17 protein-coding genes are annotated in these 19,876 nt (G+C 69.4%); 7 read left to right on the forward strand and 10 right to left on the reverse strand.

Features of this window, described 5'->3' with window-relative positions; translation table 11 throughout:
• Positions 1 to 147: 147 nt before the first annotated feature.
• Positions 148 to 2,058: a BglG family transcription antiterminator gene (locus LXM64_RS12195; RefSeq protein WP_234073427.1), complete on the reverse strand. Its 1,911-nt coding sequence runs from the start codon at positions 2,056 to 2,058 to the stop codon at positions 148 to 150.
• A 159-nt stretch (positions 2,059 to 2,217) separates the two neighbouring features.
• Here LXM64_RS12195 and LXM64_RS12200 point away from each other — a divergent pair, with 159 nt between their 5' ends.
• The 7 genes from LXM64_RS12200 to LXM64_RS12230 all read left to right on the forward strand — a co-directional run bounded on the left by LXM64_RS12200 (position 2,218) and on the right by LXM64_RS12230 (position 8,796).
• Positions 2,218 to 2,541 carry a PTS sugar transporter subunit IIB gene (locus LXM64_RS12200; protein WP_234073428.1) on the forward strand — a complete coding sequence of 108 codons (324 nt, stop codon included), beginning with the start codon at positions 2,218 to 2,220 and terminating at the stop codon, positions 2,539 to 2,541.
• Positions 2,542 to 2,558: 17 nt separating this feature from the next.
• On the forward strand, positions 2,559 to 2,834 hold the full coding sequence (locus LXM64_RS12205; RefSeq protein WP_137416332.1) for an HPr family phosphocarrier protein: 276 nt from the start codon (positions 2,559 to 2,561) through the stop codon (positions 2,832 to 2,834).
• Positions 2,835 to 2,845: 11 nt separating this feature from the next.
• Positions 2,846 to 4,525, forward strand: a complete 1,680-nt coding sequence (ptsP, locus tag LXM64_RS12210; RefSeq protein ID WP_234073429.1) for a phosphoenolpyruvate--protein phosphotransferase — start codon at positions 2,846 to 2,848, stop codon at positions 4,523 to 4,525.
• Between the two features lie 35 nt (positions 4,526 to 4,560).
• Entirely contained in the window at positions 4,561 to 6,249 is a 1,689-nt protein-coding gene (locus tag LXM64_RS12215; RefSeq protein WP_234073430.1) for a PTS mannitol transporter subunit IICB, read from the forward strand.
• Between the two features lie 115 nt (positions 6,250 to 6,364).
• Positions 6,365 to 6,796, forward strand: coding sequence for a PTS sugar transporter subunit IIA (locus tag LXM64_RS12220; RefSeq protein ID WP_234073431.1), 432 nt, complete (start codon positions 6,365 to 6,367; stop codon positions 6,794 to 6,796).
• Entirely contained in the window at positions 6,793 to 7,938 is a 1,146-nt protein-coding gene (locus tag LXM64_RS12225) for a mannitol-1-phosphate 5-dehydrogenase (protein WP_234073432.1), read from the forward strand. Before LXM64_RS12220 ends, LXM64_RS12225 begins: the two co-directional genes overlap by 4 nt.
• Before the next feature lie 90 nt (positions 7,939 to 8,028).
• Positions 8,029 to 8,796: an alpha/beta hydrolase gene (locus LXM64_RS12230; RefSeq protein WP_234073433.1), complete on the forward strand. Its 768-nt coding sequence runs from the start codon at positions 8,029 to 8,031 to the stop codon at positions 8,794 to 8,796.
• 280 nt (positions 8,797 to 9,076) lie between these two features.
• Here the strand turns inward: LXM64_RS12230 and LXM64_RS12235 are convergent, their stop codons facing one another.
• The 9 genes from LXM64_RS12235 to LXM64_RS12275 form a co-directional block, all read right to left on the reverse strand.
• Entirely contained in the window at positions 9,077 to 9,991 is a 915-nt protein-coding gene (locus LXM64_RS12235) for a hypothetical protein (protein ID WP_234073434.1), read from the reverse strand.
• Positions 9,992 to 10,367: 376 nt separating this feature from the next.
• Entirely contained in the window at positions 10,368 to 11,480 is a 1,113-nt protein-coding gene (locus tag LXM64_RS12240) for an adenosine deaminase (protein WP_234073435.1), read from the reverse strand.
• A 30-nt stretch (positions 11,481 to 11,510) separates the two neighbouring features.
• Positions 11,511 to 12,803: a thymidine phosphorylase gene (locus LXM64_RS12245; protein ID WP_234073436.1), complete on the reverse strand. Its 1,293-nt coding sequence runs from the start codon at positions 12,801 to 12,803 to the stop codon at positions 11,511 to 11,513.
• A complete protein-coding gene (locus LXM64_RS12250; protein WP_137416324.1) occupies positions 12,800 to 13,201 on the reverse strand; it encodes a cytidine deaminase in 402 nt (133 codons plus the stop codon). The genes LXM64_RS12245 and LXM64_RS12250 overlap by 4 nt, the downstream gene beginning before the upstream one ends.
• A gap of 30 nt (positions 13,202 to 13,231) precedes the next feature.
• Entirely contained in the window at positions 13,232 to 14,536 is a 1,305-nt protein-coding gene (locus tag LXM64_RS12255; RefSeq protein WP_234073437.1) for an ABC transporter permease, read from the reverse strand.
• Positions 14,533 to 15,846, reverse strand: coding sequence for an ABC transporter permease (locus LXM64_RS12260; protein ID WP_234073438.1), 1,314 nt, complete (start codon positions 15,844 to 15,846; stop codon positions 14,533 to 14,535). The genes LXM64_RS12255 and LXM64_RS12260 overlap by 4 nt, the downstream gene beginning before the upstream one ends.
• Positions 15,843 to 17,357: an ABC transporter ATP-binding protein gene (locus tag LXM64_RS12265; RefSeq protein WP_234073439.1), complete on the reverse strand. Its 1,515-nt coding sequence runs from the start codon at positions 17,355 to 17,357 to the stop codon at positions 15,843 to 15,845. Before LXM64_RS12265 ends, LXM64_RS12260 begins: the two co-directional genes overlap by 4 nt.
• Positions 17,358 to 17,460: 103 nt before the next feature.
• The gene (locus LXM64_RS12270; RefSeq protein ID WP_234073440.1) at positions 17,461 to 18,585 is read right to left on the reverse strand and encodes a BMP family lipoprotein; all 1,125 of its coding nucleotides are present in this window, start codon (positions 18,583 to 18,585) and stop codon (positions 17,461 to 17,463) included.
• A 172-nt stretch (positions 18,586 to 18,757) separates the two neighbouring features.
• Complete coding sequence (locus LXM64_RS12275; RefSeq protein ID WP_234073441.1) at positions 18,758 to 19,873, reverse strand: mannose-1-phosphate guanylyltransferase; 1,116 nt, start codon at positions 19,871 to 19,873, stop codon at positions 18,758 to 18,760.
• Between the last annotated feature and the right edge of the window lie 3 nt (positions 19,874 to 19,876).

Here is a 19,876-nt window from a genome sequence, read left to right on the forward strand (position 1 = left end):
ACTGAGACACGCACCGACCCCACGCCGCCCGTGTCTCAGACGTTCACGCCACGACGCTCCAAAACGTGCACGACTAAGACACGCAAGATTCGGGGGCGGCAGGCGAGGGCGGCGAGCGCCTGGGGATCCTCGCCCGCGCGGCCGGAGTCAGCCGTCGATGACGGCGACGAGCTCGTCGAGGAAGGCGGAGAAGTCGGTGCCGCGACGCACGATCCGCTGTACCGAATCGCGTTCGCTGAACACCTCGACGAACTGCTCGAACACGGTCTGGAACGCCTCGCGGTCGGTCTCGGAGAACGCCGCGAGCGCGACGACCTGCACCCGCGAATCGCCCCACGGCATCGGCGGGTCGGCGATGCCGATCGCGATGGCCGTGCGCACCGCGGTCATGCCAATCGCGTGCGGCACGGCGAGCGCGTCGGTGAACGCCGTCGATGACAGGCGCTCGCGCTCGATGGCGCGCTCGACGTAGTCCGCGTCGATGACACCGCGCTGCACCAGCAGACCGCCGAGCTGACGGATGACACCTTCCTCGCCCTCGGACGCATCGAGCCCGCGCACGAACGACGTCGCGTCGAAGTAGCGCTCCAGCTCGGCGCGCAGGCGCGCGAGGCGTCGTCCACGGCGGATGCGGCCGGCGACGGCCTGCACGCGCTCGATGTCGCCGGGGGTCAGGAACGGCTGGATCCGCACGAAGCGCTCCCCCGACACGGGCGCGTCGATGGTGGTCAGGACGAGGTCCGTGTCGATCGAGGACCAATCGGGATCGACCCGCGTCTCGACGTCCACGACCTCGATCGCCTGGCCGAGCGAGCGGTCGACGCTCGATCGCAGCAGCTCGTGCAGCTCGTAGTATCCCGGGCACACGATGGTGGCCGTCAACAGGTTGTCGGAGCGGCGGCTGCGCTCGAGCTGTCCGCCGACGTGCATCGCGATGTAGGCGATCTCGTCGTCCAGGAGAGGGATGTCGAGGCGTTCCTGCAAGCGGCTCGCGATGTAGACGGCGACGTCGAAGATCATCGGGTACGTCGACTTCAGCGAGCGGGTCAGGGGGTTGCGCGACCACGCGTTCTCCCGCGCGCGAAGCCGCAGGTTCTGCACGTGCAGACTCAGGCGCTGCACGAACTCAGGCGCGAGGATGTCGACGAGGAACTCGGATGCGGCCTCCGCCACCACCTCGCTCACCACCTGCTCCACCTCGGCGTCGAGGGGCGTTCGTGCCGAGTCGGCGGCGCCGGGGGCGACGATGCGCGTCAGCACGATCGTGGCGAGGTGGATGGTGTCTCCCGTCCCCAGGCGCACCCCGAGGTGCTCCTGCGCGAGCTCGTCGATGACCCCGGCGATCGCCGCCTGCGCATCTGTCGGCGTCGTCGCGGCCTCGTCCAACGCGCGACCGAGAGAGACCCGGTCGGCGGAGATCGCGATGTGCATCAGCACGTCGGCGATTCCGAACTCGTTCACGTAGTAGCCCAGCTCGCTCAGCTGCGCGACCAGCTCCGCCTTGAACTGGCCGAACGCCCGCGGCGCGACGGACTCCTCTCCCAGGGTGCGCCGCAGCGCCGAGAGGTCGAAAGCCCCCTCATCCATCTCGTCGTGCACGAGACGGCTGAGGAGCCTGCGCTGTGCTGCTTCGGAACCGATGAGCCGCGCCCTGGACGCGGAACGCTCCAGCACCAGATCCGTTCCCCCCAGGAGGCCTCGCACCCGGGCGAGGTCGGACTCGAGGGTGGCGGGGCTGACGAACAGCCGGTCCGCCGTGTCGAAGACGTCGATGCCCGCGTCCCCGGCGAGCAGCGCCCGCACGATCGTGTGGAGCCGGTCGCGCGGGGTTCCCGCATCCGTCGGGTGATCGCGCAGCGTGGCGGCCGCCTCCGCGCCGGCGCGGTAGCCGAGCGGACCCGACTCGACGGCCCCCGCGGCACGCGCGTTCAACGCCGTGACATAGCTGCGGATGCTGCGCGGGGTGACCCCGAGGAGGTCGGCGAGCGTGCCGGCGGTGATCCAATCGCGCTCGCGGACCAGAATGCCCAGCACCCTGTCCTGTCGCGCTCGCGTCACGTCACCCTCCGAGATCCCGGCTGGCACCGGCAGTCCATTCCATCACGTGGGCGACGACGGGGGCCTGCCCTGCCGCGGCGATTTCCGCTCGGGGCGGAAGAACCTCTGGTTGCCGCGCTCTCGGGAGGTTCACAGGATGGAGAGGAAGGAGGCGGGTCGATGAGGATCCTGGTGGTGTGCGGCGCTGGTGCGTCGAGCACATTCGTGGCACAGCGGCTGCAGCGAGCGGCGGTGTCCGCCGGGCTCGATCTCCAGGCCGAAGCCGTACCGCACGCCGCGTTGGCGGCGCGCATCGGCGAGGCGGAGCTCGTGCTCATCGGACCGCATCTGACCCAGGTGGCGGACAGCATCCGAGAGGATGCGGCGCGCCACGGAGCTTCCGTGATCGTCCTACCCGAGGACATCTTCACGGACCGAGACGGTCGGCGAACGCTCGACCTGATCACGAACGCGACCGCGTCGCTGCCCGGCCCCACGGCCTGAGAAGGAAAGGCACCCACATGTCCCTCGCAACCCGTACTGTGCGCATCGGCTCGTCGCACGGCCTGCACGCCCGCCCCGCGAAGCTCTTCGCCCAGGCGGCCAAGGATGCGGGAGTCCCGGTCACGATCGCGAAGGACTCGGGGGCGGCGACGAACGCCGCGAGCATCCTCGGCGTCATCTCGCTCGGGTTGGACTACGGCGACTACGTGACCTTGACCGTGGACGGCGGCGACGCCGAGGCGATCCTCGACCGTCTCGCCGACCTGCTGACCACCGACCACGACGCCGCCTGAGGAGACACACCATGAGCACCACCATTCCCGGAGTCGGTATCGGACTCGGCGTCGCGCAGGGCCCCGTCGCCCGCATGGCCGCACCGCTTCCCGCCCCCGCCGACGAGCCCTCGACGCTCGACGTCGCCGCCGAGACCGCCCGAGTGCGCGAGGCCGTCGCAGCCGTCGCGCGTGAGCTCGAGCAGCGCGGCGCCACCGCCGGCGGCGCTGCACAGGACGTCCTGGAGGCCCAGGCGATGATGGCCGAGGACCCGGCGCTGGAGTCCGAGGTGGACACGCGTCTCGCCGCCGGCGCCACCGCCGAGCGCGCCGTGTACGACGCCTTCGCAAGCTTCCGCGACACCCTCGTCGCCGTCGGCGGCTACCTCGGCGAGCGCGCCGCGGACCTCGACGATGTGGCTCAGCGTGTGATCGCCCGCCTGCGGGGCGTCGCGGCTCCCGGCCTCCCCGAGCCCGGTCATCCCTACGTGCTGGTGGCCACCGACCTCGCTCCCGCCGACACCGCGCTGCTGGATCTCGACCAGGTGCTCGCCCTCGTCACGAGCGAAGGCGGCCCCACCTCGCACACCGCGATCCTGGCCCGTGAGAAGGGGATCGTGGCGATCGTGGGCGCTGCGGCTGCCGCAGACCTCGTCGACGGCCAGGTCGTCATCGTGGACGCGGCCGCCGGCATCGTGACCACGGAGCCGACCGAGGAGGAGCTGCGCCGCGCGCAGAACCGCGCCGACGCGCGCGCCGCGGCCGCATCCGCACCGATCACGCCCGGTGCGCTCTCCGACGGCACCGCGGTGCCGCTGCTGGCCAACCTCGGCAACCCCGAGGGCGCCGCGGAGGCTGTCGCGCTCGGCGCCGAAGGTGTCGGCCTGTTCCGCACCGAGTTCCTCTTCCTCAGCTCCGCCAACGCACCGACGGTCGCACAGCAGCGCGAGTCCTACACGCGCCTGCTCTCCGCGTTCCGCGGCAAGAAGGTCGTCGTCCGCGCCCTCGACGCGGGCGCCGACAAGCCGCTCGCGTTCCTCAACGACGCACACGAGGAGAACCCGGCGCTCGGACTCCGCGGCCTGCGCGCACTGCGCGCGAACGAAGACATCCTGCGCGAGCAGCTGACGGCGCTGAGCGAAGCGGATGCGGCGGTCGCCGCATCCGGTGAGCCTGCGGACCTCTGGGTCATGGCACCGATGGTCGCCACCGTCGAGGAGACGACCTACTTCGTGGAGCTCGCCCGCGAGTTCGGCATCAAGACCGCCGGCGTCATGGTGGAGGTCCCCTCGTCCGCGCTTCTCGCCGACCGGGTGCTGAAGCACGCCGACTTCGCGTCCATCGGAACCAACGACCTGACCCAGTACACCCTGGCAGCCGACCGCCTCCTCGGCTCCGTCGCCGGTTTCCAGGACCCGTGGCACCCTGCGGTCCTCGGACTCATCGGCACCACCGGTCGGGCCGGGCGCGAGCTCGGAAAGCCCGTCGGCATCTGCGGCGAGGCGGCGGCCGATCCGCTGCTGGCCGTGGTCCTGGTCGGCCTCGGCGCGACGAGCCTCTCGATGGCCCCGACGGCCCTCGCCGACGTGCGCGCCACCCTCCTGAAGTACAGCCTCGAGGATGCCCGCCGCATCGCCGAGGCAGCCCTGGCCGCCGACGACGCCGCATCGGCACGCGACGCCGCACGCGCAGCAGCAACCCCCGCCCTGTAACACCCGTCCCACAAAGAGTAGAAAGAGACAGTCTCATGACGACGACGTCAGCTCCCGTCAAGCAGCCGGGAGGCGCCCGAGTCGCGGTCCAGCGATTCGGCACGTTCCTCTCCGGCATGATCATGCCCAACATCGCGGCCTTCATCGCGTGGGGCTTCATCACGATGCTGTTCATCCCCGCCGGCTTCTTCGGCGCGGACAGCCCCTTCGGCTGGCACTGGTACCCCGTCTCCGAGATCATCGGCGGCGGCGGCGACTCCGCCATCATCGGCTGGAACGGCGCCATGACCGCGCTCGCCCAGGGCGACGGCGGCACCTTCCAGGCCTACGCGGGTCTCGTGAGCGCCATGGTCACCTATTTGCTCCCGCTGCTCATCGCGAACACCGGAGGCCGCATGGTCTACGGCGAACGCGGCGGCGTGGTGGCCACCATCGCCACGATGGGTGTCATCCTCGGCACCAACATCCCGATGTTCCTCGGCGCGATGATCATGGGCCCGATCGCGGCCTGGATCACCAAGCAGATGGACAAGCTCTGGGACGGCAAGATCAAGCCCGGCTTCGAGATGCTGGTCAACAATTTCTCGGCCGGCATCCTGGGCATGATCCTCGCGATCGTCGGTTTCTTCGCCTTCGGCCCGGTCTTCCTGGCCATCAGCGACGGCCTCGGTGAGGCGGTGAACTGGCTGGTGTCGCTGAACCTGCTGCCGATCGTGTCGATCATCGTGGAACCCGCCAAGGTGCTGTTCCTCAACAACGCCATCAACCACGGCGTGTTCACGCCGCTGGGCATCGAGCAGGCCACCAACGCCGGCAAGTCGATCCTGTTCCTCATCGAGGCCAATCCCGGCCCCGGTATCGGTCTGCTGCTCGCCTTCACGTTCTTCGGTGTCGGCGCCGCGAAGGCGTCCGCCCCGGGCGCGGCGATCATCCAGTTCTTCGGCGGCATCCACGAGATCTACTTCCCGTACGCGCTGAGCAAGCCGATGACCATCCTCGCTCTCATCGCGGGTGGCGCGGCCGGTGTCACGACCAACATGGTGCTCGGCGGCGGACTCGCCTTCCCCGCGGCCCCCGGCAGCATCATCGCCGTCGGAGCCGCGGCGATCGGCCCGGGTGCCGGAAACCTGCTGATCGTGCTGCTCTCGGTGGTCATCGCCGCAGCGGTCACCTTCATCCTGACCGCCATCATCCTCCGCGCCTCGCGCAAGCGGGACCTCGAGGCCGAGGCCGACACCTTCGGCGCCGCGATCGCCCAGACCGAGGCGAACAAGGGCAAGTCGTCCGCGGCGATGGACGCCCTGCGCGCCTCGAGCTCTTCGGATGCCGTCGCCGCGCGTGACGCCGACGAGGCGCTCGACAAGCTCGAGACCGTCATGGAGACCGGCGGCCAGGCCGACGGCGGGCTGCTGACCACGACGAAGGTCACCAGCATCGTCTTCGCGTGCGACGCCGGGATGGGTTCCTCCGCCATGGGCGCGAGCGTGCTGCGCAACAAGATCAAGAAGGCGGGCGTCGAAGGCGTCACGGTCACCAACAAGGCGATCGCGAACCTCGACGGCAGCGAGGACCTGGTCATCACCCAGAACCAGCTGACCGACCGCGCGCGCAAGCAGACGCCCGGTGCGGTGCACGTCTCGGTCGACAACTTCATGAACTCTCCGAAGTACGAAGAGGTCGTGGACCTGGTCGTCGATCAGCAGAAGGATGGTCAGCAGGGCTGACCCCACAGGATGCGGGTCGCACACGCCGTGCGGCCCGCATCCGTGTCCGGCGGGCACGAGGTGTCCGCGGCACCGCGAGCAGGCAGCGCGCGGCAGGAACGGGAAAGGAAGAATCATGGCAGTTCTCGGTATCGGACAGGTGCGCATCCACTCGGGCGGCGCCACCCGCGATGAGGCCATGCGCGAAGCGGCCGGCATCCTGGAGTCCGTCGGCGCCGTCACCGACAGGTACTTCGACGCCATGCAGCAGCGGGAGCAGGCGGTGTCGACCTACATGGGCAACGAGCTCGCGATCCCGCACGGCACCAACGAGACGAAGGATGAGATCCTCGCCTCCGGCCTCTCGGTGGTCCGCTACGACGGCGGCGTCGACTGGGACGGCAACCCCGTCTCGTTCGTCATCGGCATCGCCGGCAAGGGCGACGAGCACCTCGACATCCTGTCGCAGATCGCGCTCCTCTTCTCCGACGAGGACGACGTCGCGCGCCTCAAGGCCGCGTCGACGCCCGAGGATCTCTACGAGCTGCTCGCGTCGGTGAACGCATGAAGGCCGTCCATTTCGGCGCCGGCAACATCGGACGCGGCTTCGTCGGCCTCCTCCTGCACGAGGGCGGCTACGAAGTGGTGTTCTCCGATGTGTCGGCCGGGCTCGTCGATGCGATCAACGCGGTCGACAGCTACACGGTTCACGAGGTCGGCGACGGCGGCACGGACGTCGTGGTCACCGGGTTCCGCGCCCTCAACAGCGCTGAGGACCCGCAAGCGGTCGTCGACGAGATCGCGTCGGCGGACGTGGTCACGACCGCGGTCGGCCCCACGATCCTGAAGTTCGTGGCCCCTCTCATCCGTGCCGGGCTCGCCCAGCGTGACGAGACCCTCGCACCGCTGCAGGTCATGGCGTGCGAGAACGCGATCGGCGCGACCGACCAGCTGCGCGCGCACGTCCAGGAGCAGGCCGGCGACGATTGGGCGGCACTGTCCGCGCGCGCCGTGTTCGCCAACACCGCCGTCGACCGCATCGTGCCGGGACAGCCGGCGGATGCGGGCGTCGACGTCGTCGTGGAGCCCTTCTACGAGTGGGCGATCGAGCAGGCGCCCTTCGGCGGCGCGCTGCCCCGCATCCCGGGCGCCCATTTCGTCGATGATCTGGCGCCGTACATCGAGCGCAAGCTCTTCACGGTGAACACAGGTCACGCTGCGACCGCCTACTACGGTGCACGCGCGGGCATCGAGCGCATCTCGGATGCGCTGGCCGAACCGGAGATCGCGGCGGCGGTGTCGGCGACGCTGGCCGAGACGTCGGCCGTGCTCATCGCGAAGCACGAGTTCGCCCCCGACGAGCTCGCCCGCTACCGGGAGACGATCCTGGCCCGCTTCCGCAACCCGGCGCTCCCCGACACGGTGTGGCGTGTCGGCCGACAGCCGCTGCGCAAGCTCTCGCGTCACGAGCGCTTCGTCGGACCCGCCGCGGAGGCCGCCGAGCGTGGCCTGTCCACCGAGGCACTCGTCGCCACGATGGGCGCCGCGCTGTCCTTCTCCTCCGCCGAAGACCCGGAGGCGGTCGAACTGCAGCGCCTGCTCACCACGAAGAGCGCCGCGGCGTTCACGACCGAGGTCACCGGCCTCGAGCCGCAGCATCCGCTGTTCGAAGCGGTGCGCGACGTCGTGGCGGCGCACCAGTCGGCCTGAGCAACCGCTCTCGTGAGCCCCGCCTCCGTCGACCATGACGGGCGCGGGGCTCGCGACGTTCTCACGGTCTGCGCCCTCTAGCCTGGAGAGGTGACCGATCCCGCGCCTTCTCGTCCTCGCCGCCGCGTCCGTCGGGTTCTGGCGTGGTCGTTCGGCGGCCTGGGCGCACTCGTCGTGGCCGCCGTTCTGGGCGTGCTCATCTGGGGGCAGGTGGGGGTCATGGCAGCCGAGTCCGGGCCTCTCGACGCGGTCCGGACCGACGCCGCCGTCACGGTCGACGAACAGGCCGGCGCGATCGTCCTCTCACCCGCATCCGGTTCGTCCGATGTGGGGCTCGTGTTCATCCCGGGCGCCAAGGTCGAGCCGATCGCGTACGCAGCCACGCTCTCAGGTCTCGTCGACGACGGCATCACCGTCGTGATCACCCGCCCCTGGTACAACCTCGCCTTCCTCGACCCGCGCCCGCTGGATGCGTTCACCTCACTCGCGCCGGGAGTCGACACGTGGATGGTGGGTGGCCACTCGCTCGGCGGCGTGCGCGCCTGCCAGCTCGCGACGGATGCGGATGCGCTCGTGCTCTTCGCCTCCTACTGCGCGAACGACCTGTCGGCGACGGGGCTTCCCGTGCTCAGCATCGGCGGCAGCGAGGACGGACTTTCGACCCCGGCGAAGATCCGGGATGCTGCGCCCCTCCTTCCGTCCGACGCGGAGTTCGTCGAGATCGACGGCGCATCGCACGCATCCTTCGGCGCCTACGGACCCCAGGCAGGCGACGGCACACCCACGATCGGAGGGGCGGAGATGGCCGCGCGGGTGACGGAGCTCGTCACCGACTTCGCCGCATCGCTGCCTCGCTGACCACCGCGCTCAGCTGACGCGGGCTTCCATTCCCCGCCCCGTCGGGCGCGGCATCCAGCATCCCGTGTCTCATTCCTTCACGCCCCGGGCCACAAGTGCGTGCACGCCTGAGACACGCAGCGCACCCCGTCGCGTCCGTGTCTCACCAATTCACCTGGCACACACAAAGACCGTGCACGGTCGAGACACGCAGCTCAGCCGAGCCCCAGCGTGCCTCACCCCTTCACGCCGCAGGCTCCAAGTGCGTGAATATTTGCGACACGCACCGAGCGCGCCGGGGTCAGCGCGCGGGCCGCGACCCCCGGTCCGTCCAGCCCCGCGCGGTGAGCGCTGCACGAACTTTGGCGACCGCGATTCCCGGATCCGGTGATAGATGGTGGTCGAGGATGCGGACGAGGTGCCATCCCGCATCCCGAATCGCGTCCCAGCGATCCGCGTCGCGGCGGAACTGCGTGACGCTGAACGCGTGTTGACGCCCGTCGTACTCCACGGCAACCCGGTAGGCAGGAAACGACTCATCCAGACGCGCGATGGTGCGTCCCTGTGCGTCCCGAAGCGGCAGGTTGAGCTCAGGTTCGGGTAGTCCCGCGCGCACCAGCACCAGACGCAACAGCGTCTCCCGCGCGGACTCCGACCCCTCCCGGATGAGTGACAGCGGTTCGCCGAGGACGTCGCCGCGCATCCGCAGTGCCTCGGTCGTCAGCGCCCGGATGGTGGTGACGGGACGGTCGCGACGCACGAGGTGATCGGCGGCGACGACGAGGTCATCCGTCATCCAGGTTCGGGATGCCTGCACCCAGGCTCTCTCGGGAGCCTCAACAGGAAGCCGACCGAGCAGGCGGATGCCGGGGTCCCGCTGCTGCAGACGGTGGCCGTTCACACCGCGGGTCCGCGGCGGGGAGGCGGGCCGGTGCACCGAGACGTGCACCGCCCGCGCATCGGGCGCCGGAACCGTGGCGCCGTAGAGGGCGAGCGCCGTGGTGTGGCTGAAGAACTGCCCCTTCCGCAGACGGGGCAGATACCAATGGCACAGGCGGATGAGCTCGTCGATCTCCGGATGCGGCTCCGGCCGCTCCGCACGCACGCCATGGAACGGTGCGATGAACCGGCTCCCTTGGAGAACCCCGCGTCCGATTCCGGCCTCCCGCGCGGATCTATACGAGAAGGCGGATGTCGGGAACGCCGCGTCGGTCATCCGCAGATCCCATCACGGCAACGCACCGTGTCTCCCCCCGCTCGCGCGCATCGTCGGCGACCCGCCGAACTCACGCACTTGGGGAGGGCCCGTCTTGCCGACGGCCACGGGTCTCAGTCGTTCACGCTCGAGAGGCGCTGAAAGTGAACCAGTGAGCCAAGCACCCGAGGCCCCCGCACTCGCGTCTCACCGGTTCACGCTCAACGCCCCGAAACGGTGAACAATCGAGACACGGAGCAAGAGCGCCACCAAGCACCCGCATCCGTGTCTCACCGGTTCACGCCCGACGCCTAGCGACGGTGAACAACTGAGACACGGAGTGGAGCGCCGAGCCCACGCCGCGGGGGGCGCTCATCGCAAGCGCGACGGCGAAGACTCACGCGAAGCCGTCGCTGATGAGGTCGATCAACTCCTCGCGCTCCTCGACCGGCAGGAAGACGCCCGCGGCGGCGTTGATCTGGAACGTCTCGAGGTCGTCGAGGCCGTAGTCGAAGGCCTCCGCGAGCAGCGCCAGCTCGCGCGTGAGCGATGTGCGACTCTGCGTGCGGTTGTCGACGTTCACGGTCACCGCGAAACCCAGCTGGTACAGCAGGTCGAAGGGGTGATCCGCCATCTCGTTGCCCCACGCGGCGATCGCGCCGGTCTGCAGGTTGGAGCTCGGCGAGAGTTCCAGCGGGATCTCGCGGTCGCGCACCCAGCGCGCCAGATCGCCGAAGACGACCTCGACGACGTCACCCTCGCGCGAGACGACCTCGAGGTCCTGCGCGATGCGCACGCCGTGGCCGAGACGCAGTGCGCGGCCGTCCAGCAGGGCCGAACGGATCGAGTCGAGTCCCGCCGCCTCGCCGGCGTGGACGGTGACCGGGAAGAACTGCGCGGCGAGGTAATCGAAGGCGGCACGGTGACGCGACGGCAGGAAGCCGTCTTCGGGGCCCGCGATGTCGAAGCCCACCGCCCCGCGATCGCGGAAGGCGACGGCGAGCTTGGCGATCTCCAGCGAACGGTCGGTGTGGCGCATCGCGGTGATGAGCTGCCCGACGCGGATGTCGTGTCCGGCATCCGCCGCCGCATCCTCGCCCTCCTCGATGCCCTCCTGCACCGCTTCGACGACCTCTTCGAGGGAGAGCCCGCCGGACAGGTGCTGCTCGGGAGCCCAGCGCACCTCGCCGTAGATGACGCCGTCGGCGGCCAGATCCTCGACGAACTCGCGGGAGATCCGCGTCAGGTTCTCGCGCGTCTGCATGACCGATGTCGTGAGGTCGAAGGTCTTCAGGTACTCGACGAGCGAGCCCGAGTCGCTCGTCTCGGCGAACCAGTCGGCGAGGTCGTCACCGTCGCTCTCGGGCACGGGAAGACCCGCGGCGTCGGCGAGCTCGACGATCGTGTCGGGACGCACAGCACCGTCGAGGTGGTCGTGCAGGGAGATCTTCGGCAGGCTCCGCAGCGACACTCCGTCGAGGGTGGCGTCGCCGTGCTGGTCGATGGGCATAAGGGGTGCTCCTCGCGGATCGCGGTGGACTCAGGCGGTGATGCGTTCGGCGACGCGGGCGGATGCGGTCGGTGCCGCATCGCCGATCTCCCATGCCCCCTCGAGCGCCTCCAGGGCGCGCGGGAAGCGGGCAGCATCCTCCGCCGACAGGGTGAACAGCGGGTGACCAGCCTCCACGCGTTCCCCGAGCTGCGCATGCAGGTCGATGCCCGCCGCGTGCACGACGGCGTCCTGCGGACGCGCGCGCCCGGCGCCCAGCCGCCACGCGGCGATGCCGAACGGCAGCGCCTCCAGGCGCGTCACGACGCCCGAGCTCGGCGCCAGCACGGTGTGCGTCTCCCGGGCCGCCGGCAGCGCCGCATCCGGGTCGCCGTCCTGCGCGACGATCATGCGGCGCCAGACATCCATCGCTCGCCCGTCCTTCAGCGCCGCTTCGACATCCGCGTCGGGCTGGCCGGCCAGCGCCAGCATCTCGCGGGCGAGGGCGACCGTCAGCTCCACGACGTCGGCGGGGCCGCCGCCGGCGAGCACCTCGACCGACTCGCGCACCTCGTTCGCATTGCCGATCGCCCGGCCCAGCGGGCTGTTCATGTCGGTGAGCAGCGCGGTCGTCGCGACGCCCGAGTCATTGCCGAGCGCCACCATCGTGCGGGCCAGCTCGCGAGCCTTGTCGATGTCCTGCATGAAGGCGCCCGAACCGAACTTCACGTCGAGAACGAGGGATGCGGTGCCCTCAGCGATCTTCTTCGACATGATGCTCGACGCGATCAACGGGATGGCCTCGACCGTCCCGGTCACATCGCGCAGCGCGTACAGACGCTTGTCGGCCGGCGCGAGCCCCGAGCCTGCGGCGCAGATGACGGCGCCGACATCGTCCAACTGCGCGAACATCTCGTCGTTGGACAGGGCCGCCCGCCATCCAGGGATCGACTCGAGCTTGTCGAGCGTGCCTCCCGTGTGGCCGAGACCGCGTCCCGAGAGCTGAGGCACGGCGACGCCGAAGGCCGCCACCAGCGGCGCCAGCGGAAGCGTGATCTTGTCCCCCACGCCGCCGGTGGAGTGCTTGTCGACCGTGGTCTTGGACAGCGCGGTGAAGCTCATCCGCTCACCCGAGGCGATCATGGCGTCGGTCATCACGCGGATCTCGTCACGGCTCATGCCGTTGAGCAGCACCGCCATGGCGAACGCCGACATCTGCGCGTCCGTCACATACTCGCGCGTGTACGCATCGATCATCCACCGGAGCGCGGGCTCATCGACGGAGCCCCCGTCGCGCTTGGCGCGGATCACATCGACGGCGTCGAACGGCTCGACGGCGCTCATCGGCGGTACTCCTCGAGATCACGGGGACCGAACGCGTCGGGGAGCACCTCGTCGATCGTGCGGATGCCCGACACGGTCTCCAGCAGCATCCCGGGCAGCGCGAACTCGTTCAGCAGCTGGCGGCAGCGCCCGCACGGCATGATCGTCTGTCCGTCGCCGTTCACGCACACGAAGGCCACCAGCTGGCCGCCGCCGGTCATGTTCAGCTCCGAGACCAGGCCGCATTCCGCGCACAGCCCGACGCCGTAGGACGCGTTCTCGACGTTGCACCCCGAGACGATCCGCCCGTCGGTGACGAGGGCGGCGGCTCCCACCTTGTATCGGGAGTAGGGCGCGTAGGCGCGCTGCATGGCCTCGGTCGCGGCGGTGCGCAGCTCGTCCCAGTCGATGTCGGTCACGGTGTCCTTTCGAGGAAGCGGATGCGGGCGTCAGCCCTTGATGTACGGTTTTCCGGCGGCGGCGGGGCCCCGGATCTGCCCGGCGAACCCTGCGACGGCGAGGATCGTCACGACGTAGGGCAGCATGAGCATGAACTCGCTGGGGATCGGCGTCTTGAGCACCGTGAGCAGGTTCTGCAGGTTCGTCGCGAACCCGAACAGCAGCGCCGCGAGCGTGGCGCGGATCGGATCCCACCGGCCGAAGATGACGGCGGCGAGGGCGATGAAGCCGAGGCCCGCGGTCATGTCCTTGCCGAACTGCGGCACGGAGACGAGCGTGAAGTAGGCGCCGCCGATGCCCGCGATGGCTCCCGCGAGAGAGACGTTCCAGAACCGCGAGGCGTTGACCTTGATGCCCACGGTGTCGGCGGCCTGCGGATGCTCGCCGACGGCCCGCAGACGCAGGCCCCACCGGGTGCGGTACAGGCCCCAGGCGACGAGGGCGACCGTGATGAACATCAGGTACACGATGAACGTCTGGTTGAACAGGACCGGTCCGATCACGGGGATCTCGCTCAGCCCCGGGATCTGCAGGCGGGTGAAGCGCTCGGGGCGGTTCAGCTGGTTCTCATTCGGTGCCAGCAGGGCGCCGTAGAGGAATCCCGTCAGACCCGTGACGAGCACGTTGAGCACGACACCGACGATCACCTGGTCCACGAGGTACTTGATCGCGAACGCGGCCAGCACGAAGGAGACCAGAACGCCACCGATCATCGCTCCGATGAGCCCGATGAACGGGTTGCCCGTGATGCTCGACAGGAGCGCCGCGGAGAAGGCCCCGAGCAGCAGCTGACCCTCGATGGCGACGTTGACCACGCCGACACGCTCGCCGATCACGCCGCCGAGGGCGCCGAAGACCAGCGGAACCGACAGCGACACGGCGCCGAAGAGGAGGCTGGGAACGGGGACGAGCCCGTCGGCTCCGGCCCAGACGAGGAACGCGAAGACACCGAGGACACTGAACGCGATGGTCAGCCAGAGGGGCTGACGGCGATACGACCAGGCGAGCCAGAAGGCGACGAGGGTCAGCACCACCAGCACGGCCCACACCAGCCACGAGGTCACGGCCGTGGGCACGCCCACATCCGCGAGCGCGAGCGCCTGCGAGGGGTCGCCGAGGCGGAACGACGACGTGCCGTCCCTCGGGGAGAGACCGAACAGCGCGGCCAGAAGGGCGACGACCGCGGCCAGCACGATGGGGGCCTTGAAATGGCGTTGCTTGACGACCGCGAGGTGGATGGTGCCGTCACTCTGCTCGAGCTGCGCGGGGGCGTTGTCGTGGATCGGAGCGCTCACGCGGCCACCGCCTTCTTCGCGGCCTTGGCTCGTGCCTTGGCGGCCTTCTCGGCATCGGACTTGGGCAGGAAGAACACCGCGCGCAGCAGGGGCGGCGCCGCGATGAAGAGCACGATGAGGGACTGGACGACGAGCACGATGTCGACCGGGATGCCCTGCGCCTGCATCGAGAAGGATCCCGCCTTCAGGGCGCCGAACAGGATGCCCGCGGCGAACGTCCCCCACGCGCGGCTGCGGCCGAGCAGAGCGACCGTGATCGCGTCGAAGCCGATGCCGGCGTCGATCGTGGCACCGAAGCCGGTGGTCACCGTTCCCTGGATCTGGTTCATCGCCGCGAGCCCTGCGAGGCCGCCCGCGAACAGCATCGCGTAGATGTAGAGGCGGTCGACGCTCATGCCCGCAGCACGCGCAGCGTGCGGGTTCTCTCCCACCGCGCGCAGACGCAGGCCGAGGCTGGAGCGCTCGATGAGCCACCAGACGAACACGGTCGCGGCGATCACGACGACGAAGCCCCAGTTGAGCTGCGGGAACTGCGGCCCCAGCAGGTCGGGGAACTGCGCCGACTCCGGCGTGGGCTTCGTGATGGGCTGGTTGGTGCCCTCCATCTGGAGCAGCCCCGGCGTGCGCAGCATCCACAGCAGCAGGTAGTACGCCACGTAGTTGAGCATGATCGTGAGGATCACCTCGTGCGCACCCGTGCGCGCCTTCAGCAGGCCCACGAGGCCACCCCACAGCGCACCGCCGACGATGCCGGCGACCAGCGTGATGGGCAGGTGCAGCCACAGCGGCAGGTCGAGGTTGAAGGCGAACAGCCCCGCGAACATGGCCGCGATGAGCATCTGACCACGGGCACCGATGTTGAACAGTCCTGCGCGGAAGGCGAGCGCGACGCCCAGGCCTGCGGCGATGAGCGGAGTGGCGAAGCCGAGCGCGTTCGTCAGCGGCCGGATCTGCGCGGCGAAGTCGGCGCCGCGTGCGTTGAAGATCGCCCCGCGGAAGAGCGCCTCATAGCCGTTGTAGACGGCCTGCCAGATGGCCACGAAGGTGTCGCCGGGGCGTGCGAAGAAGTAGCCGGATGCGGCCTGCACGTTCTCGTTGGTGACGGCGATGAGAATGCCGCCCACGATCATCGCGAGCACGATCGCGAGCAGGGTCGTCACCGCGCTTCCGCGCATCAGCTCGCGCAGGAAGATGCCGGAGCGCGTCGGCGGGATCTCCTCGCCGGTCAGCGGCCCCGTTGCGCGGGGGAGCTCGGCGTCGCCGTCGCTCTTGCGTGCGCCTCCGTCGCTCGTGGGCGTCGAACCGCTCATGCGGCCACCTCCGGGTCGGTTGCGCCGGCCATCATGAGGCCGAGGGTGTCTCGGGACGTGTCGCCGGGCACGATGCCGACGATGGTGCCGCGGTACATGACGGCGATGCGGTCGGCGAGGGCGCTGACCTCGTCGAGCTCGGTCGAGACCACGACGATCGGGATGCCCGCATCCCGTGTCTCGATGATGCGTTTGTGGATGAACTCGATGGAGCCGACGTCGACACCGCGGGTGGGCTGCGCTACGACCAGCAGGCGCAGGTCGCGGCTCATCTCGCGCGCGATGACCACCTTCTGCTGGTTTCCGCCCGACAGCGTGCCCGCGGGGGTCTCCGGGCCGCGGGTGCGGATGTCGTACTCCTGGATGCGGTCGCGCGCGAACGCGTCCAGTGCGCGGCGGCGCAGCGTGCCGCCGCGCGCGAAGGCGGGGTCGGAGGAGCGGTCGAGCACGAGGTTCTCGGCGACGGAGAACCCGCCGACCAGGCCGTCCTCCTTGCGGTCCTCCGGCACGAACCCGACACCCTCGTCGAGGATCGCTCGCACGCTCTTGCCGACGAGCTCGGTGCCGTCGAGGCTGATCGAGCCCTCGACACGCGCCGCGAGTCCGACGATCGCCTCGACGAGCTCGGTCTGGCCATTGCCCTGGACGCCGGCGACCGCGAGAACCTCTCCGGGGCGCACGTCGAAATCGACGCCGTCGACGACGATCGCACCGGTGGAGGTGAGAACACGCAGCCCGCTGACCTTCAGGCCGCCCTCGCCGAGCGTCGGCGGCTCCTTCTGGACGGTGAGCTCGACGGCACGCCCGACCATGAGGGAGGCGAGCTCGGTGTTGGTGGCGGTCGGCGACGCTTCGCCGACGACCTTGCCGAGCCGGATGACGGTGATGCGGTCCGCGACCTCGCGGACCTCGCGCAGCTTGTGCGTGATGAAGACGATGGAGGTGCCCTCGTCGCGCAGCTGGCGCATGATCGCCATGAGCTCGTCGGTCTCCTGCGGCGTCAGCACCGCAGTGGGCTCGTCGAAGACGAGGACCTTCGCGTCGCGCGAGAGCGCCTTGATGATCTCGACGCGTTGCTGCACGCCGACGGGGAGATCCCCCACGAGAGCGTCGGGGTCGATCTCGAACCCGAAGCGCTGCGCGACCTCGCGTACGTGCGTACGGGCGGCGTTCAGGTCGAGGCGTCCGAGGGCCTTCGTGCTCTCGTGCCCGAGCATGACGTTCTCGGCGACGGTGAAGACGGGGATGAGCATGAAGTGCTGGTGGACCATGCCGATGCCCGCGGCCATGGCGTCGCCGGGGCCGCGGAAGTTCTGGACGACGTCGTCCAGGAGGATCTCGCCCTCGTCGGCGCGATACAGGCCGTACAGCACGTTCATGAGGGTCGACTTGCCTGCGCCGTTCTCCCCCAGCAACGCATGGATCTCGCCGGGGCGGACCACCAGATCGATGTGGTCGTTGGCGACGAGGCTGCCGAATCTCTTGGTGATCCCGCGGAGCTCGAGCTTCATAGATGCACCCTACCTGGGTAGAAAATGCCTGTCGAAAGGCGTCGGAACGGGACTCGGGGCGAGCGGCTGGAAAGCCACTCGCCCCGAGGTGGTGCGGTTCAGATCAAGAACCGGCGGGAGAGTTCTTCGAGGTCACCGTGATGGTTCCCGCGATGATGTCGTCCTGGAGCTTGGTGAGCTCGTCGGTCAGGCCCTCCGGCAGCTGCGACTCGAAGTCGTGGAAGCTCGAGAGCTTGACGCCCTCGTTCTTCAGCGTGCCGACGTAGGGGGTCGGGTCGAACTCGCCCTTGGAAGCGGCGACGGTCGCGTCGTAGACGGCGACGTCGATCGCCTTCATGATCGAGACCAGCGTGATGTCGGCGACGCTGTCGTCGGCGACGGCGAGGTCGCTGTCGACACCGAGCATGAGCGTGTTCTTCCCGCTGTCGGAGATGGCAGCGGCGGCGCTCTTGTAGATCGGTCCGCCCACGGGCAGGATCACGTCGACGCCCTGGTCGAGCACGCCCTGAGCGGTCTGCTTGGCGGTGTCGTTGGCGTCGAAGCCACCCGTGAACGAGCCCTCCTGGGTGTCGACGTTCCAGCCGAAGAGCTGGACGTTCGCGCCCTTGTCCTCGTTGTACTTGTCGACGCCCATCGCGTAACCGTCCATGAAGACGGCGACCGAGGGGATCTGCATGCCGCCGAAGGTGCCGACCTTGTTGACGCCGTCCTTGGCGGACCAGGCAGCTGCGGCGTAGCCGCCGAGGTAGGCGGCCTCAGCCGTGTTGAAGACCAGCGGCTTGATGTTCGGCGCGTCGGTCTTGCCGTCGAAGTCGGTGTCGGCGTAGTCGTCGATGATCGCGAAGTCGAGATCCGGGTTCGCGTTGGCGGCCTCGACGGTGGCGGCGGCGAGCTTGAAGCCGACGGCGATCACGAGCGTGCAGCCCTCGGAGATGGCGGTCTGCATGTTCGGCGCGTAGTCGTTGTCGTTGGTCGACTCGAACTCGAGCGGGGTGACGCCGAGTTCCTTGGCCGCCTTGTCCATGCCGTTCTTGGCCGACTCGTTGAACGACTTGTCGTCCCAGCCGCCCGCGTCGGAGACCAGGCACGGCTTGAAGCCGTCGACGACGTCGGATGCGGAGCCGCTCGTCGTTTCGGTCGTGGGGGCGGAGCCACAGCCGGCCAGCAGCACGGCGGTGGCCGCGATCGCCAGGCCGCTGAGCAGCGCCTTGGTCGTCGTCTTCTTCACGAGTCCTCCATCAAGAGACGTGGGAATGCCCCGGCAGTTCCGGGGACGGATGCGGCAACGTTACCTAATGTGACGCGCGCACAAAGGGCCGATCCGCAGGCCGCAACGCAATGGTTACAAACGGCCCGCGACACGCGTCTTCCCCGGGTGCGGCGGGCGGCCGCATCCGGTGTCAGAGCACGTCGCCGCGACCCGTGAGTTTCAGCGCATCGACGACCTGCTTGACGCGCTGAGCGTGCTCGGTCGTGGTGACCAGGAGGGCGTCGGGGGTGTCGACCACGACGATGTCCTGCACGCCGATGAGGCTGATCACGCGCTGCGTCTGCGTCACCACGATGCCGCTGGACGCATCGGAGAGGATGCGGGCGTGCTCGCCGAGCACGGCCAGATCGTTCTTCCGACCGTTCGAGACGAGCTTCGTGAGGCTCGCGAAGTCGCCCACGTCGTCCCAGTCGAAGTGGCCCGGGATGACGGCGAGCTTGCCCTTGGCGGCCGCGGGCTCGGCGACCGCGTAGTCGATCGCGATCTTCTTGAGGTTCGGCCAGATGCGATCCACCGCGGGTCCGCGGCGCTCGCGGTCGTCCCACGCCTCGGCGAGTTCGGTCAGACCCGCGTGCAGCTCGGGCTCGTTCGCCTCGATCTCGGCGAGGAGCACATCGGCACGCGAGATGAACATGCCGGCGTTCCAGGAGTAGGCGCGATCGGTGAAGTACTCGCGTGCGGTGGCGAGGTCGGGCTTCTCGACGAACCGCTCGACGAGAGCCGCCTCCGGGGCGCCGTCCACGATCAGCTCGTCTGCCTTCTTGATGTATCCGAACCCGGTGGAGGGCTCGGACGGCTGGATGCCGATCGTGCAGATGTAGCCGGCACGAGCCACCGCGACCGCCTGGCGCACGGCGAAGTCGAAGATCCGCGCGCCCTGGATCACGTGGTCCGCGGCGAACGAACCGATCACGACGTCGGGCTCGCGGCGCACGAGGATCGCCGCGGCGAGACCGATCGCAGCCGTCGAGTCGCGCGGCTCGGATTCGAGGAACACGTTCTTGTCGGGGATGCCGGGCAGCTGCTTCTCGACCGCGGCGCGGTGCGCGCGTCCGGTGACGACCGCGATCCGGTCGTGGCCGGCCAGTGACTCGAGACGGTCCCAGGTGTCGCGCAGCAACGTCTGGCCGGAACCGGTCAGGTCGTGCAGGAACTTCGGAGCGTCGGCGCGCGAGAGCGGCCAGAGCCTGCTGCCGATGCCGCCTGCCGGAATGACAGCGTAGAAACCCTCGATCTCGTTCCCCATACC

Source organism: Microbacterium binotii, assembly GCF_021398715.1.
Lineage (GTDB): Bacteria > Actinomycetota > Actinomycetes > Actinomycetales > Microbacteriaceae > Microbacterium > Microbacterium binotii_A.